Origin of the sequence: Amycolatopsis keratiniphila (assembly GCF_000400635.2) — a bacterium.
In the GTDB taxonomy this organism is placed as follows: domain Bacteria; phylum Actinomycetota; class Actinomycetes; order Mycobacteriales; family Pseudonocardiaceae; genus Amycolatopsis; species Amycolatopsis keratiniphila.
In genome coordinates this window covers 2,679,329-2,693,861 of record NC_021252.1, presented here as the reverse complement: position 1 = coordinate 2,693,861, position 14,533 = coordinate 2,679,329, and the positions used below count along the sequence as shown (strand labels likewise).

General features: G+C 69.1%; 17 protein-coding genes. 8 read left to right on the top strand and 9 right to left on the bottom strand.

What is annotated here, in order from left to right; all coding sequences use genetic code 11:
- The first annotated feature begins 236 nt into the window (after nucleotides 1-236).
- Nucleotides 237-1,400, top strand: a complete 1,164-nt coding sequence (locus AORI_RS53625; protein WP_043848009.1) for a steroid 3-ketoacyl-CoA thiolase — start codon at nucleotides 237-239, stop codon at nucleotides 1,398-1,400.
- Here the strand turns inward: AORI_RS53625 and AORI_RS53620 are convergent.
- On the bottom strand, nucleotides 1,397-1,882 hold the full coding sequence (locus tag AORI_RS53620; protein ID WP_043848008.1) for a pyridoxamine 5'-phosphate oxidase family protein: 486 nt from the start codon (nucleotides 1,880-1,882) through the stop codon (nucleotides 1,397-1,399). The genes AORI_RS53625 and AORI_RS53620 overlap by 4 nt on opposite strands.
- Before the next feature lie 40 nt (nucleotides 1,883-1,922).
- Nucleotides 1,923-2,768: an SCO6745 family protein gene (locus AORI_RS53615; RefSeq protein ID WP_016332895.1), complete on the bottom strand. Its 846-nt coding sequence runs from the start codon at nucleotides 2,766-2,768 to the stop codon at nucleotides 1,923-1,925.
- Between the two features lie 63 nt (nucleotides 2,769-2,831).
- Here AORI_RS53615 and AORI_RS53610 point away from each other — a divergent pair, with 63 nt between their 5' ends.
- Complete coding sequence (locus AORI_RS53610; protein WP_016332894.1) at nucleotides 2,832-3,707, top strand: GNAT family N-acetyltransferase; 876 nt, start codon at nucleotides 2,832-2,834, stop codon at nucleotides 3,705-3,707.
- Between the two features lie 450 nt (nucleotides 3,708-4,157).
- Here the strand turns inward: AORI_RS53610 and AORI_RS53605 are convergent, their stop codons facing one another.
- Together AORI_RS53605 and AORI_RS53600 are read right to left on the bottom strand one after the other, a co-directional pair.
- Nucleotides 4,158-5,063 (bottom strand): SDR family oxidoreductase, encoded by a 906-nt coding sequence (locus AORI_RS53605; protein WP_016332893.1) that lies wholly within the window; start codon nucleotides 5,061-5,063, stop codon nucleotides 4,158-4,160.
- Nucleotides 5,060-5,857, bottom strand: coding sequence for an SDR family oxidoreductase (locus tag AORI_RS53600; RefSeq protein WP_016332892.1), 798 nt, complete (start codon nucleotides 5,855-5,857; stop codon nucleotides 5,060-5,062). Before AORI_RS53600 ends, AORI_RS53605 begins: the two co-directional genes overlap by 4 nt.
- Before the next feature lie 91 nt (nucleotides 5,858-5,948).
- Between AORI_RS53600 and AORI_RS53595 the strand changes: the two genes are divergently transcribed.
- The 5 genes from AORI_RS53595 to AORI_RS53575 are packed head-to-tail and all read left to right on the top strand — an operon-like array spanning nucleotide 5,949 to nucleotide 10,146.
- The gene (locus AORI_RS53595; RefSeq protein ID WP_016332891.1) at nucleotides 5,949-6,698 is read left to right on the top strand and encodes an enoyl-CoA hydratase family protein; all 750 of its coding nucleotides are present in this window, start codon (nucleotides 5,949-5,951) and stop codon (nucleotides 6,696-6,698) included.
- The gene (locus AORI_RS53590) at nucleotides 6,698-7,558 is read left to right on the top strand and encodes a CoA transferase subunit A (protein ID WP_016332890.1); all 861 of its coding nucleotides are present in this window, start codon (nucleotides 6,698-6,700) and stop codon (nucleotides 7,556-7,558) included. The genes AORI_RS53595 and AORI_RS53590 overlap by 1 nt, the downstream gene beginning before the upstream one ends.
- On the top strand, nucleotides 7,555-8,280 hold the full coding sequence (locus tag AORI_RS53585; protein WP_016332889.1) for a CoA-transferase subunit beta: 726 nt from the start codon (nucleotides 7,555-7,557) through the stop codon (nucleotides 8,278-8,280). The genes AORI_RS53590 and AORI_RS53585 overlap by 4 nt, the downstream gene beginning before the upstream one ends.
- The gene (locus AORI_RS53580; protein WP_016332888.1) at nucleotides 8,277-9,323 is read left to right on the top strand and encodes an NAD(P)H-dependent flavin oxidoreductase; all 1,047 of its coding nucleotides are present in this window, start codon (nucleotides 8,277-8,279) and stop codon (nucleotides 9,321-9,323) included. The genes AORI_RS53585 and AORI_RS53580 overlap by 4 nt, the downstream gene beginning before the upstream one ends.
- A 31-nt stretch (nucleotides 9,324-9,354) precedes the next feature.
- Nucleotides 9,355-10,146, top strand: a complete 792-nt coding sequence (locus AORI_RS53575; RefSeq protein WP_016332887.1) for an alpha/beta fold hydrolase — start codon at nucleotides 9,355-9,357, stop codon at nucleotides 10,144-10,146.
- A 1-nt stretch (nucleotide 10,147) separates the two neighbouring features.
- Here AORI_RS53575 and AORI_RS53570 read toward each other — a convergent pair whose 3' ends face one another.
- Complete coding sequence (locus tag AORI_RS53570) at nucleotides 10,148-10,624, bottom strand: DUF2000 domain-containing protein (protein WP_016332886.1); 477 nt, start codon at nucleotides 10,622-10,624, stop codon at nucleotides 10,148-10,150.
- Between the two features lie 103 nt (nucleotides 10,625-10,727).
- Between AORI_RS53570 and AORI_RS53565 the strand changes: the two genes are divergently transcribed.
- Nucleotides 10,728-11,195 (top strand): Lrp/AsnC family transcriptional regulator, encoded by a 468-nt coding sequence (locus AORI_RS53565; RefSeq protein ID WP_016332885.1) that lies wholly within the window; start codon nucleotides 10,728-10,730, stop codon nucleotides 11,193-11,195.
- Here the strand turns inward: AORI_RS53565 and AORI_RS53560 are convergent.
- The 4 genes from AORI_RS53560 to AORI_RS53545 all read right to left on the bottom strand — a co-directional run bounded on the left by AORI_RS53560 (nucleotide 11,192) and on the right by AORI_RS53545 (nucleotide 14,532).
- Nucleotides 11,192-11,749 carry a sugar O-acetyltransferase gene (locus tag AORI_RS53560; RefSeq protein WP_016332884.1) on the bottom strand — a complete coding sequence of 186 codons (558 nt, stop codon included), beginning with the start codon at nucleotides 11,747-11,749 and terminating at the stop codon, nucleotides 11,192-11,194. The two genes, AORI_RS53565 and AORI_RS53560, sit on opposite strands and share 4 nt — an antisense overlap.
- A gap of 207 nt (nucleotides 11,750-11,956) precedes the next feature.
- Nucleotides 11,957-13,024, bottom strand: a complete 1,068-nt coding sequence (locus AORI_RS53555) for a DUF1996 domain-containing protein (RefSeq protein ID WP_016332883.1) — start codon at nucleotides 13,022-13,024, stop codon at nucleotides 11,957-11,959.
- A gap of 204 nt (nucleotides 13,025-13,228) precedes the next feature.
- Nucleotides 13,229-13,984 carry an anti-sigma factor family protein gene (locus tag AORI_RS53550; protein WP_016332882.1) on the bottom strand — a complete coding sequence of 252 codons (756 nt, stop codon included), beginning with the start codon at nucleotides 13,982-13,984 and terminating at the stop codon, nucleotides 13,229-13,231.
- On the bottom strand, nucleotides 13,981-14,532 hold the full coding sequence (locus AORI_RS53545; RefSeq protein ID WP_034317190.1) for a sigma-70 family RNA polymerase sigma factor: 552 nt from the start codon (nucleotides 14,530-14,532) through the stop codon (nucleotides 13,981-13,983). The genes AORI_RS53550 and AORI_RS53545 overlap by 4 nt, the downstream gene beginning before the upstream one ends.
- Nucleotide 14,533 lies beyond the last annotated feature (1 nt).

Genomic DNA, 14,533 nt, shown 5'->3' with positions numbered 1-14,533 from the left:
CCTCCTACGCGGTTCGCCAATGAAACACGTTCTAGACCCGATTGAAGCATACGGTGTTTACCAAGTGAAGAGTTTCAGTGAAACCCGTTTACTCGACCCGTATCGATCTTGCGCTCCCTGCAAAAAGCGGGAACGGCGATCAGTGATCAAAATCCGGCCGACCCTGGGGTGGCTTGCTCAAATTGAGAACGTGTTCTACTTTTCTCGGTAGTGAACGGTGTTTCCAGGAGGCGAACGTGGGTAGTCCGGTGATCGTCGAGGCGGTCCGCACCCCCATCGGCAAGCGCAGGGGGCATCTGGCGGGGCTGCACGCCGCCGAGATCCTCGGCGCGGCGCAGCGCGCCCTGCTCGAACGCGCGGGCGTGGATCCCGCGCTGGTCGAGCAGGCGATCGGCGGGGCCGTGACCCAGGCGGGCGAGCAGGCGGGCAACGTCACGCGCACGGCGTGGCTGCACGCCGGTCTCCCGGAGAGCACGGGCGCGACGACCATCGACGCCCAGTGCGGCTCGGCGCAGCAGGCGACACATCTCATCGCCGGGCTCATCGCGACGGGCGCCATCGACGCCGGCGTCTCGTGCGGCGTCGAGGCGATGAGCCGGGTCCCGCTGGGCGCGAACCGCGGCGAGGGCATCGGCACGCCGAGGCCGCAGTCGTGGTCGATCGACATGCCGAACCAGTACGGCGCGGCCGAGCGGATCGCGGAACGCCGCGGGATCACCCGCCTCGACGTCGACCGGTTCGGGACCGACTCGCAGGCCAAAGCCGCCGCCGCGTGGGCCGCGGGGCACTTCGACCGCGAGGTCGTCGCCGTGAAGGCACCCGTGCTCGGCGAGGACGGCACGCCGACCGGCGAGACCCGGCTGGTGGCGCGCGACCAAGGACTTCGCGACACGACCGTCGAAGGCCTGGCCAAGCTCAAGCCCGTCCTCGAAGGCGGCGTGCACACGGCCGGGACGTCGTCGCAGATCTCCGACGGCGCGGCCGCACTCCTCCTGATGGACTCGGACCGGGCCAAGGCACTGGGCCTCAGGCCGCGAGCACGGATCGTCTCGCAGGCGTTGGTCGGCGCGGAGCCGTACTACCACCTCGACGGGCCCGTTCAGGCGACCGAACGCGTCCTCGCCAAGGCGGGGATGACGATCGGCGACCTCGACCTCTTCGAGGTCAACGAGGCGTTCGCTTCGGTCGTGTTGTCGTGGCAACGGGTGCACCGGCCCGACGAGGCCAAGGTCAACGTGAACGGTGGCGCGATCGCGCTCGGGCATCCCGTCGGCAGCACCGGCGCCCGCCTGCTGACCACGGCGTTGCACGAACTTGAACGCCGCGACGCGAGCACCGCGCTGGTGACGATGTGCGCCGGTGGCGCGCTTTCCACCGGCACGATCATCGAACGGATCTAGCCCAAGGCGACCTCGACCACCGGACCGTTGTCCGGCCTCGCGAGCCTTTTGAGCCCCTGACCCTCCTTCCAGAAGTCGAAATAGATGGTGTTGCCCTCGACCCAGGTCAGCACCGCCTCGGTGAGGTCGAGCCGGAAGACGTGCGCCTCCCCGTCGTCGCCCTGCAGGCGGGCGACCTCCGCCGGATCGGTGATCTCGACGGCCTTTCCCGACACCTTCGCGTCCGCGCCGCCCTCGTCGATCGCCGAGGCGGCGTGGATCGCGAACCTGCCGTCGTGCTGCAGATCCTTCGCCTTCATCGCGCCGATCATCGAACCGATCAGCAGGTCCTGCTCACGGAAATCGACCTCACTGCCACTGACCCGGGGCGAACCGTCCCGCCGGACTGTCGCCAGCACATGCGACTTCGCCGCGGTGAACCGCTCTTTGATCTTCTCCGCCAGCGCGGGTGCCTCTTCACTGAACTGCTGCCACGTCGCCATGCGCATCAGCGTCCCACCGGGGTCCGACAGTTTCGAGCCGTCAGGGCCGCGGCGCCCCCATCGGGTTCGGCAACGGGATCGCGCCGGCGTCGAAGATCCGGCGGCCCAGCGGGACGGCGATCCGCACGACCTCGGCCGCCCCGTCCTCGCCCAAGGCGTCGAGCGGGCCGAGGGCGAGGCGGTCCGTCTCGTCCTCGATCCGTTGGCGCAGCTCGATTCCCGGGCCGGTGAGCCGGAGATCGCCGTCGAGGATCCCCCGTCCGGACAGCCGCGCGACACTCGCGTCCCACTCGTCGTCGGACCAGCCGCGGTTGATCTGGATGACCTCGCGCGTCACCGCCCCGCTGCCGATGTGGGTCAGTGTCGTGTCGAGTCCGCGCAGCCCGGCGGCGACGGCGGAAAGCACGTGACCGTCCCCGCGATGCTCGCGCAGCACCGTCGCCGCGAGCCAGACCCGGCCCGCCGGCGTCGACGGCCTGGCGACCGAAGACCAGGCGGCGGCGAGCGGCCTGGCGGCGTAGTCGCAGCCGGTGACGGCGTGTTCGAGCAGATCGGCGAGGTCCCCGAGAGGCGCGTCGGCGGGAAGGATCCGGTTCAGGGCCTCCTCGACGGCGGCCATCCGGCTCCGGAGCACGACCGCCGGTTCGGCGTATTTCCACGCGTCGGGCAGGGAGCGCGCGACCATCCTCGGGGCGAACCCGAAGAGCATGGCGGTCGCGGGTGGTTCCGGCAGCGGCCCGAGCGGCGCGATCCGGCCGGCGAAATAACCCATCCACCAGCCCGGCAGGCCCGCCGCCTTCGCCGCGGCCGCGGTCTCCGGGGCGAAGTAGACGACGGCGTGCAGCGGCTCGACCGCTTCCCAGAGACGGCGCTGAAGTGACTTCACTCCCCCATCTTGCCCCGCCGAAAACCGGATGCGGCTCCTCGCGGCATGGTGTGTGATCGCGCCATGGTGATCAGCTTGGAGACGCCGGGGACCGACAGGCTGGACGAGGCCGTCGAGGCGCTGCGGGAGTGGCAATCCGAAGGCGTGGCTTGGCAAGTGCATCCCGGTGACCTCGGCTGGTACTGGCGTAACGGCGCGGCAGTGGTGGCCGAAGCGGTCCGGATCTGGCGCCGGCACGGCCGGATCCTCGCCGTCGGTTTCCTGGACGGAGCCGACCTCTTGCGGCTCACGACCGCGCCGGACGTCCGCCGGGACGAGGAACTGGCGCGACGGCTGGCCGAAGACGTGGCCGCGCCCGAACGTGGCGTCCTGCCCGCCGGAAAGGTCTCCGTCGAGGCGCCGATGGACGCGCTGCTCCAGGACGTGCTGCCCGGGCACGGCTGGCACGTCGACGAGGAAGAGCCATGGACTCCGCTGAGCCTCGACCTCACCGAGCCGGTGAAGACCGCGGACCTGCGGATCGAGACGGTCGGCGCGGATCTGGCGGCCGCCTGGGCCGACGTGATCGGGGCGGCGTTCGGCGGATCGACGTTCACCGCCGAAAAGTGGCGGACGATGGCGGCCTCGGCGCCGTACGCCGATGCCCGGTGCCTGCTCGGCTACGACGACCGCGGTGACGCCGTCGCGGCGGTCGCCGTGTGGTCGGCCGGTCCCGGCAAGCCCGGGTTGCTCGAACCGATGGGCGTGCGTGCCGACCAGCGCGGCCACGGATACGGCCGGGCGATCACCGTCGCCGCGGCGGCCGCGCTCCGGGAACTCGGCTCGTCGAGCGCGGCCGTGAACACGCCCAGTTCCAACGTCGCCGCCGTGACGACCTACAAGTCAGGCGGGTTCCAGCCGTGGCCCGAGATCCGGGACCTGACGCGAGACGCCTCGTGAGCGAAGGCGTGACTCGCGTGATCAGGGACGTGACTTGCGTGACTGGATGCCGTACTCGGGGTGTTCCGGCTTCGATCACGTGAGTGCGGTGCCAGGTCCTCGTGAGTGGTGATTCGGGTTAGAACCAAATACCTACTGGACTTTGGCTGTGGCTGATCGCGGGTCGGCTCCGTGAAGGCCTCCTTGCCTACTCTGAAGGTAGGCAAGGAGGCCTTCACTACTCCTCAGGGGTTCGTCACCTACAGCTCACCCGCACCAGCGACCACAACAGTCGCAACGGCGGCGCGTTCACCCCTTCCCGAGTACATGAAGGCCCCCTTCCTTGCGCCTGGCGCAAGGAAGGGGGCCTTCATGTACTCGGACTTCACGTACTTCAGGTTCTCGCCGTGGGTCGTGAGTGGCGTTTCGGGTTAGAACCCGAAACGCCACTCACGAGACAGCACCGAAGACCTAAGCGCCGTAAACGGGTTCTGGCACGGGAGCCTCCGCCAGCAGCTCCCCCACCACCGGGCCGAGTTCGGCAGGCGACCATCGGGAACCCTTGTCCCGTACCGGTCCGTGCCGCCAGCCCTGCGCGATCGAGACCCGTCCGCCGTCGACCTCGAACACCCGGCCGGTGACCCCGGACGACTCCTCGCTGCCGAGCCACACCACCAGCGGCGACACGTTTTCCGGTGCCATGGCGTCGAAACCGTCCTCCGGCGCGGCCATGTCGTCGGCGAAGGCGACTTCGGTCATCCGGGTGCGGGCGGCCGGGGCGATCGCGTTCACGGTGACGCCGTAGCGCGCGAATTCGGTCGCCGCGACCAGCGTGAGCCCCAGGATGCCGGACTTCGCGGCCGCGTAATTCCCTTGCCCGACACTGCCGAGCAGGCCGGCCCCGGAGCTGGTGTTGATCACCCGCGCCACCCGGGTCCGGCCCGCTTTCGCCTCGGCTCGCCAATATTCGGCGGCGTGCCGCGTCGGCGCGAAATGCCCCTTCAGGTGGACGCGGATGACGGCGTCCCATTCGTCCTCGCCGAGGTTGACCAGCATTCGGTCGCGCAGGAAGCCCGCGTTGTTGACCAGGACGTCCAGCCCGCCGAAGGTCTCGACGGCCGTCCGCACCAGTGCCGCGGCGCCGTCCCAGGACGCGATGTCGTCGGTGTTCGCCACCGCTTTGCCGCCGAGCGCCTCGATCTCGTCGACGACGTCCTGCGCGGGCCCGGCCGATCCGCCGCTTCCGTCGATCCCGGCGCCGAGGTCGTTCACCACCACCCGCGCGCCCTCCGCGGCGAACGCGAGCGCGTGCGCCCGCCCGATGCCGCGACCGGCTCCGGTCACCACCACGATCCGGCCGTCGGCGATCCCGTTCACACCGGCTCCTTTCGTTCTTTCACCAGGGAATTGGAAGCGGCGAGGAAAGCAGGCACCTCTCCCCCGCCGTGGACGGTCAGGCAGGCTCCGCTGACATAGGACGCCAGCGGGGACGCCAGGAACACCGCGCAGGAACCGATCTCGTCCGGATCCGCCAACCGTCCTAACGGGACGGTCGCGCCCACGGCCTCGATCCCCGCCTCGTCGCCGTAGTGCAGATGCGAGTGCTCCGTCCGCACCATGCCGACGTCGAGCCCGTTCACCCGCACCTTCGGCGCCCATTCGACGGCGAGTGACGCGGTCAGGTTGTCCAGGCCCGCTTTCGCCGCGCCGTAGGACGCCGTCCCCGGCGACGGTCTCGTCGCGCTGACGCTGCTGATGTTCACGATGACACCGCCGCTTTCCTGCTCCTGCATGACGGCGTTCGCCGCCCGCGCGACGCTCAGCGGCGCCAGCAGGTTCAGCGCGACGATCTTCTCGTGGAACCGCGGCGACGCGTGCGCCGCCTCGGCGTACGGCGCGCCGCCCGCGTTGTTGACCACGACGTCGAGCCTGCCGTGCCGCCGGACGACCTCCTCGACGAGCGCGTCGACCTCTTTCGGGTCACGGACGTCGCAGGAGATGAAGGTGGACGCCTTCTCACCGGCGCAGACCGGCCGCTCGGGTTCGGTGCGGGCGCAGGTGACGACTTCGGCGCCGGCGCGCAGGAAAGTCCTGGTGACACCGGCGCCGACGCCGCGGACCCCGCCGGTCACCAGCACCACGGCGCCGTCGAGCCGGAGTTCGAGTGCCATGCCGGGCCTCCTTCACGTCGCTGTACCCGGGCCGGACGTCCTGCTAACGTACCAAGCAAGTGCTAGGTTTGGTAGCGGAGAAGGGTGCACGATGACCGTTTCCACCCACTCACCGGAGCCCGGCATCGCCGTGGTCACGGTCGACGCGCCCCCGGTGAACGCGCTGAGCGTGAAGGGATGGTTCGCCCTCGCGTCCGCCGTCACCGACGCCGGACGCGACCCCGCGACCCACGTGGTGGTGCTGCGCGCGGAAGGCCGCGGGTTCAACGCGGGGGTCGACATCAAGGAGATCCAGCGCGACCCGGGTTACGGCGCGCTGATCAGCGCGAACGAGGGTTGCGCGGCGGCGTTCTCCGCGGTGTACGACTGCGCGGTCCCGGTGATCGCCGCGGTACAGGGTTTCTGCCTCGGCGGCGGGGTCGGCCTGGTCGGCAACGCGGACGTCGTGGTCGCCAGTGAGGACGCCACTTTCGGGCTGCCGGAGGTCGATCGCGGCGCGCTGGGCGCGGCGACCCATCTCGCGCGCCTGGTCCCCCAGCATCTGATGCGGGCCCTGTACTACACGGCTTCCACGATCACCGCGGCCCAGCTGCACCACCACGGGTCGGTCTACGCCGTCGTGCCGCGGGAGGAACTCGACGAGACCGCGCTCGGCGTGGCGCGGCAGATCGCGGCGAAGGACACCCGCGTGATCCGCGCGGCGAAACAGGCCATCAACGGCATCGACGTCCAGCCCGTGCACCGCAGCTACCGCTTCGAGCAGGGATTCACCTTCGAACTCAACCTGGCGGGCGTCTCGGACGGCGCGCGCCAGGAATTCCTGGACGGTAAGGGGAAGTGATGGCCGACAAGCGGATGACGCCGGACGAGATCGTCGCCGAACTGAAGGACGGCATGACGATCGGGATCGGCGGCTGGGGCTCGCGGCGCAAGCCGATGGCGCTGGTGCGCGCGATCCTGCGCTCGCCGGTCAAGGATCTCACCGTGGTCTCCTACGGCGGTCCGGACGTCGGGCTGCTGGCGTCGGCGGGCAAGCTCAAGCATCTCGTCTTCGGCTTCGTCACGCTCGATTCGATCCCCTACGACCCGTGGTTCTCCCGGGCGCGGGAATCCGGGTCGATCACCGTCACGGAATACGACGAAGGCGTGTTCGGCACCGGTCTTTCCGCTGCCGCGCAACGACTACCGTTCCTGCCGACACGGGCGGGCCTCGGCTCCGGCGTCATGGACCTGAACCCGTCGCTGCGCACCGTCCGCTCACCGTACGACGACGCCGAGGAGCTGCTGGCCGTGCCCGCGCTCAAGCTCGACGCCGCCTTCGTCCATCTCAACCGCGCCGACGCCCGGGGCAACGCGCAGTACCTCGGGCCGGATCCGTACTTCGACGAACTGTTCGCGCTCGCCGCCGACAAGTGTTACGTGTCCACGGAAAAGATCGTCGAGACGGCCGAGCTCACCGAAGCGGGCCCGGTGCAGAGCCTGTTGCTGAGCCGGATGCTCGTCACCGGGGTGGCCGAGACCCCGAACGGCGCGCATTTCACCACCGCCGTCCCGGACTACGGACGAGACGAACGTTTCCAGCGCCACTACGCCGAAGCGGCCAAGGACCTCGACGCGTGGCCGGCATTCGTCGACAGGTTCCTGTCCGGGGAGGAAGCGCAGTACCAGAAGGCCGTCGCCGAGTTCGGGGAGTCCGCGTGAGTGACATCAGCCGTGCCGAAGTGGCCGTCGTGGCCTGTGCCGAACTGTTCCGCGGAGACGGCGAAATCGTGGTGAGCCCCATGGGTTTCATCCCTTCGCTTGGCGCGCGGCTGGCCAGGCTGACGTTCGAGCCGGACATCCTGCTGTCCGACGGCGAGGCGTACCTGATGACGCCGGACGCCGTCGTCGAAGGCTGGCAGCCGTTCCGCAAGGTCCTCGACACCGTGGTGCCGCGCGGAAAACGGCATGTGGTGATGGGCGCCAACCAGATCGACGGCGAGGGCAACCAGAACATCTCGGCGATCGGCGCGCATTCCCGGCCCAAGAAACAGCTTCTCGGCGTGCGGGGCGGGCCGGGCAACACCGCCAACCACCGCACGAGCTACTGGGTTCCCCGGCACGGCAAGCGGGTTTTCGTCGATCAGGTCGACGTCGTGTCCGGCGTCGGCTACGCCCGGGCTCGTGCGGCAGGTTTGCGGCATCACGATGTCCATCGGGTCGTCACGAACCTCGGGGTGCTGGACTTCGGCGGCGAAAACCACGCACCGCGGCTGCTTTCCGTGCATCCGGGGGTTTCCGTGGACGAGGTCGTCGAGGCGACGTCGTTCCCGCTGAGCACCGACGGCGTCACCGAGACCCGGCTGCCGACCGAGACCGAGCTGCTCCTGATCCGCACCAGTCTGGATCCGAAGTCCTTGCGGGACAAGGAAGTTCCGTCATGAAAACGGCGCTGACCGAGCTGGCGGGCATCCGGCACCCGATCGTGCAGACCGGGATGGGCTGGGTGGCCGGGCCGCGGCTGGTGTCCGCGACGGCGGAAGCGGGCGGCCTCGGCATCCTCGCGTCCGCCACGATGACCTACGACGAGCTGGCGGCCGCGATCAAGGAGGTCAAGAGCCGCACGTCGGCACCGTTCGGCGTCAACCTTCGCGCGGACGCCGAAGACGCCGCGCGCCGGGTCGAGTTGCTCATCACCGAGGAAGTCCGCGTCGCGTCCTTCGCGCTCGCGCCGAAGAAGGACATGATCGCGCGGCTCAAGGACAACGGTGTCCTCGTCGTCCCTTCGGTCGGCGCGGCCAGGCACGCGGAGAAGGTCGCGGGCTGGGGTGCTGACGCCGTCATCGTGCAGGGCGGCGAGGGCGGCGGGCACACCGGCGGGGTGGCGACGACGCTGCTGCTGCCCTCGGTGCTGGACGTGGTCGACATCCCGGTGGTCGCGGCGGGCGGCTTCTTCGACGGCCGGGGGCTGGCCGCCGCGCGCGCCTACGGGGCGGCCGGGGTCGCCATGGGCACCCGGTTCCTCCTGACGAGGGAAAGCACCGTCCCCGACGAGATCAAGCAGGCGTACCTCGCCCGTGACCTCAACGGCACCGTCGTCACCCGCAAGGTGGACGGCATGCCGCATCGCGTGCTCCGGACGGAACTGGTGGACGCGCTCGAGTCCGCCGGTCCGGTGAGCGGGCTCGCCCGTGCCGCCCGCAACGCCGCGAAGTTCCGGAAACTGACCGGGCTGTCGTGGCGGTCCCTGGCCACCGAAGGGCTGCGGATGAAACGCGGCGGCGACCGGACGTGGTCGCAGGTCCTGATGGCCGCCAACACGCCGATGTTGCTGCGCGCCGGCCTGGTCGAGGGCGACCGGAGCGCCGGCGTGCTGGCCTCCGGGCAGGTCGTCGGCCTGCTCGACGACCTGCCCGCGGTCGGCGACCTGATCGAGACGATCGTCGCGGACGCGACCGGCATCCTGCGGCGGCTGGCCTCGGAGTGAGCGGCCGGACGCGCTGTGCTTGACTTCGGCCATGATCTCGGAGAGTCGTTGTCCGGTCGAGGACGGTGAGCTGTACGTCCGCAGCACCGGCGAAGGGCCGCTTCTGCTCCTGATCGCGGGCGGGCTCGGCTCGGCGGACACCTTCCGGGCGATGACGAAGCTGCTCGCGGACGACTACACCGTCGTCACCTACGACCGGCGCGGGCACTTCCGCAGCACGGACACCAGCACCGGACCGGTCAGCGTGCCGAAGCAGGCCGACGACGCCCACGCGGTGCTCCAGCACGTCGGCGGCGGCCCCGCGAGCGTGTTCGGGACCAGCGCGGGCGCCATGATCGGCCTCGACCTCGTCGCCCGTTACCCGGACGCGGCGACGATGCTGATCGCGCACGAACCGCCCGCCATCCAGCTGCTGCCCGACGCGCTCGGCTGGCTCGACGAGGCCAACGCGCAGGTCCGGCTCGCCCAGGCGGGCGACCTGATGGGGGCGTTCAAACGGTTCACCGACGGGATCGCCGGTGCCGCGCTGCCCGAACTGCGCGCGATCCGGCTGCCGAACGAGGAGGACTGGAAGCGGCTGTTCGGCCGCGAGCTGGCCGAGATCCTCGACTACCTTCCCGATCTGCGGGCCCTGCGCCGGAGCAGGACCGAGATCGTCCCCGTCGCGGGTGTCGGAAGCCGCGGCCACTACCACTACCAGCCCGCGAAGATCCTCGCGCTCGAACTGGGCTTGCCGTTCACGGAGGTCCCCGGCGCGCATCTGGCGCCGCAGCGGAATCCCGCCCAGTTCACCGAAGCGCTGCGGGATCTGCTCGAAGGCTGAGTCACGGCAGCAGCGGCAGCTTCCCGACCAGTTTGTCGATCCGGTTGCGCGGGCCGACGATGCCGATCGCGCAGTAGTCCATCTCCCCGGTCGGGATCTCCTTCATCATCGCGAGGAAGTCGGAGTAGACCCGGATCCGCTGGGCGACGGCGGGCATGTCGGCGACGTGACAGTCCGGCGAGGCGGCGGCCTTGGCGCGGATGGCACGCAGCTTCTCGGTGTCGGCCGACAGGATCGAGCAGCCGACCCAGGGCAAGCCGGTGTAGTGCTCTCCGTCGGCGTCGACCGCTTCGTCGCCGAGGAGACCCATGACGCTCCGCGCGGTGGCGACGGCGGTGCACACCGCCGCGTTGACCGCGCGGCCGGGCGGCAACCCGCTGTCGACCACGATCACCCATTTCAGGCGGGCCGACCGGGTGGACGCGGTGAAGTCGATCTCCTCGGGGGCGAATCCGATGGCCGTACCGTACTCGGACATTCAGCTGGTCTCCTGCTCACTTCGACGGATGAACAAGGCCAAGCTAGGGAGACGTACGAGTACAGTCCACCGTGTTCGTACTTAATACGGCGAGAGGGCCACCATGGCGCGGTTGGACGAACTTGATAAGGCGATCCTGGCGCAACTGCAGTCGGACGCACGGAAGACCAACCGCGAAGTGGCCGCCGCCGTGGGCGTTTCGCCGACCACCGCGCTGGACCGCACGCGCGCATTGCGCGAACGCGGCGTGATCCGGGGCGCGCTGCTGGACGTGGACCTGCCCTCGATCGGCCGCGGGGTGCAGGCGCTCATCGCGGTGCGCGTGCGCCCGCCCTCGCGGCGGAACATCGAGGGCTTCCGGAACTGGGTCAACGCGCTGCCCGACCTCGTCGGGCTCTATGTGACCACCGGGACCGAGGACTTCATCCTGCATGTCGCGGTCCCCGACAACGACGCCCTCTACGCCTTCGTGATCGACAAGCTGACCGAACGCCCCGAGGTGGCCGACGTCCGCACCTCGATGGTGTTCGAGCACAGCAGGCGCACCAAGATCACCCCCGTGGACCGCTAAAGCTCCCGGATGACGCGGGCCGGGTTGCCCGCGGCGAACACCTTCGACGGCAGGTCGCGCGTGACGACGCTGCCGGCGCCCACCACCACGTCGTCCCCGATGGTGACCCCGGCGCAGACGATGACCCCGCCGCCGAACCAGACGTTGTTCCCGATGGTGATCGGCGCCGCCGACTCCCAGCGCTGCCGCCGCAGTTCGTGGTCCTCCATGGGGTGCAACGCGGTCAGCAGCTGGCAGCGCGGGCCGATCGAGCAGTCCGAGCCGATCTTGATCGGCGCGCAGTCGAGCAGGATGGCGTCGTAGTTGAGGAAACTGTTGGCGCCGATCTCGATCAGGTAGCCGTAGTCGCACTGGAACCGCGGCATGATCCAGGAACCCTCACCGAGCTTTCCCAGCAGCTCGCGCAGAATCGTGTCCCGCTCACCGGTCTCCTCGGCGCCCGTGCCGTTGAACCGGTCGACGAGGGCCTGAGCGCGCCTGCGATCCGCGACCAGTTCGGGGTCGTTGTCCCGGTACAGCTCGCCGCGCAGCATGCGGTCCTTCTGTTCACCCATGCGGCCAACCTACCGAAAAGGGCCCTGCCGCCGGCTTCCCTCGGGAAGCCGGCGGCAGGGCGGGGTGAATGCTTGCGGAGCGTTCTTCAGTTGTGTCGATCGTTTCCGGGCAGGGCCGGCCCGGCGGGTGGGTGAGGTGTAGGGGGGACCCGCCGGGCCGGAGTTCCTTCCTTTCTCTTCGCAGGTTCCTGCTTCCGCTTCAGGGCGTCATTCGCGGCACTGGCGGCCTTCGTTGACGCAGTCGACGAGGCGGTCCATGACCCGGTCCGGCATCACGTTCGCGAAATCGTCGTGGTCGGAGAAGGGGTTGTGGTCCTCCTCGGGGAAAGAGTCCACTTTGTACTGTCCGTCGAGCTGGATCCGCCGCGGGATCTCGTAGGTCAGCGAGATGGTGAGCTCCGGGACGGCGGTCAGGCCGTTCGCGCATTCGCCGTTCTCATCGGGATACTTGATGTGGTCCCGGTGGTTCTCGCTGTCGATGTTGTTCCCGTCGAGACAGCTCGGGAACGTGTGCACCCGTTTGACGTCACTGCCCTCGGGACAGATCGGGTACTGCTTGATGAGCCTGTTCTCGAAGCCGGTGCACGTCCAGCTCTCCCGCGCGTTGGCGGGGCCGTTCGTGGTGACTTTCGCGTCACCGTAAAGGATCCGGAGGAACTTCGGCATCTCCTTCACCTTCTCCCTGGCGTTGCCCTTGAAGGTGATGTCGACGACCGCAGGGCGCTGGATCTCACCGTCGTTGCCGGCGAGTTCGTTGTCCGCGTTGGGTTCTTCCAGCTGAGCCTGTTCCTGCTCGTCGTTCCGGTTCCGTCGCTGCCCGGCTTCTTCCTCGGTGTCGATCCGCACCACCGGCCAGAAGTACGCCGACTCGTCGCCGTTGCGGCACGTGGTGCCGGCGCCCAGCAGGCTGTCGTTGTCCGAATCCGCGTTCGTGGAAAGATTTCCGACGTAGTCGTGCAGATGCTGGGCGCCGTTGCGGACACCCGGCTGCGCGATGAAGTTGTCGGGATTGAAATGCCCGTTCTCGTTCCGGCCGCAGTCGACGGTGAACGAACCCGTGGACGCGTTCCGGCCCGGCCTCGGCTCGTCGACGTTCGGCCGCACCTTCGTGATGTCCACGAACTGCGACCTGTCCACCTCGTCCGCGGCGGCGCGCTCGGGTTCGCCGGTCGTGGTGGACACCACCAGCCCGCCGACCGCGATCGACAGGCCCAGCAACGCGGTCGCGATCTTGGTCCTGCGGGCGATCCGATGGCGCCCTTGATTTCGTGCCATTGGCTGCTCACCTCATTCTTTTCCGGGCACGCCGATCACTCGCACCCGGGCATGAGCCACGCATTCGTCGAATACGGGAAATAGCCGCATTCGCGGCGAAGCCTTCTGTTCGCCCGCCGATTCAGATCCGGCTATCTGGAGATACGGCTCCCGTGTGGATCCGGTTCAAAACGCGATCCGGCCGTTATCTTTCCGTTATATGACTTACCGGCGCACGACGGCCAGCACGGTGCCGTCCCGCTTGTGCACCTCGAACCGCTCGATGTCGGCCTTCTGCAACGCCGTTGATCCGGTGATGACGAGAGGATCCGGCGAGCCGGGGACGCCGTACCCCTTGGCGGGCACACTCCAGTTGTTGACGACGTAGGCCTCTCCGCCGTGGGAGTAGGCGAAAAGCTGGCAGGTCATCGGCCCGATGAGGCCGCGCAGTTCGAGCTCGACGGCGCTGCCCCATTCCTTCTCCTGCACCGTGACCTCGGCCGCGACGGCGTTGCCCGCCTCGGACCAGCCGAACGGGGCGGCGCCGCCGTCCGGGCCCGCCTCGCGTTCCCGCGACGACACCGGGGACGGCACCACCGACGTCACGACGGAAGGCGCGGCCTGCGTGACGACCGGCTCACGATCGGTGAGCGAAAGCACCGTGAGCGGTCCGCCGACGACGAGCACGAGCACGGCGGCCGCCGTCGCCAGCCGGACGACCTTGCGCCGCCGGCCCGCCTTGGCGGCGTCCGCGAGCAGCATCCGCAGCACCCGAGGGCCCGGGCCCTTCACGGGCGGATCCGGCCAGCTCTTCTTGACCATGTCCAGGATGTCGGGCAGGTGGTACATCTCCACCAGCTCGACCTGGCATTCGGGGCACTCCAGCAGATGTGCCTCGAACCTGGCGTGATCCTCCTCGCCGAGGACGCCCAGTACGTAGGCGGCGATGTCCGTGTGGACGGCTCCGGACACCTCGCTCACCCCCGCTCCTGCAGCGCCCTGCGCAGCGCGCGCACGGCGTGGTGGATCCGCGATTTCACCGTACCCGGCGGAACCCCCAGCGTCGCCGCGACCTCGTTCACGGTGCGGTCACGCAGGTAGGTCTGCTGGACGGCTTCACGTTGTTCCGGGGAAAGATTGCGCAGGGCCTCGTAAACGATCATGGCCGCGAGCGTCTTCTCCGATTCGTCCGGCACTCCGATCGAATCCGACTCCAGTTCCTCCACCTCTTGAGGGCGGGCGCTCCGGCTCCGCCAGCCGTCGATGACGATGCGCCTGGCCACGGTGAACAGCCAGGCGCGCAGCATTTCCGGCTGCCGGTCGAGTTTGCCGGCGTTGCGCCACGCCTTGATGAGCGTCTCCTGGACCACGTCCTCGGCCCACTGGCGATCGTGGCCGGTCAGCTTCAGCACGAACGCCATCAGGCTCGATCCGAACTCCTGGTACAACGCCCTGATGAGGTCGTCATGCCCGTTCGACGCGGGTTCATGATCGACAATTGGCTGCAGTATCCGAGAGTGGCGTCCCACG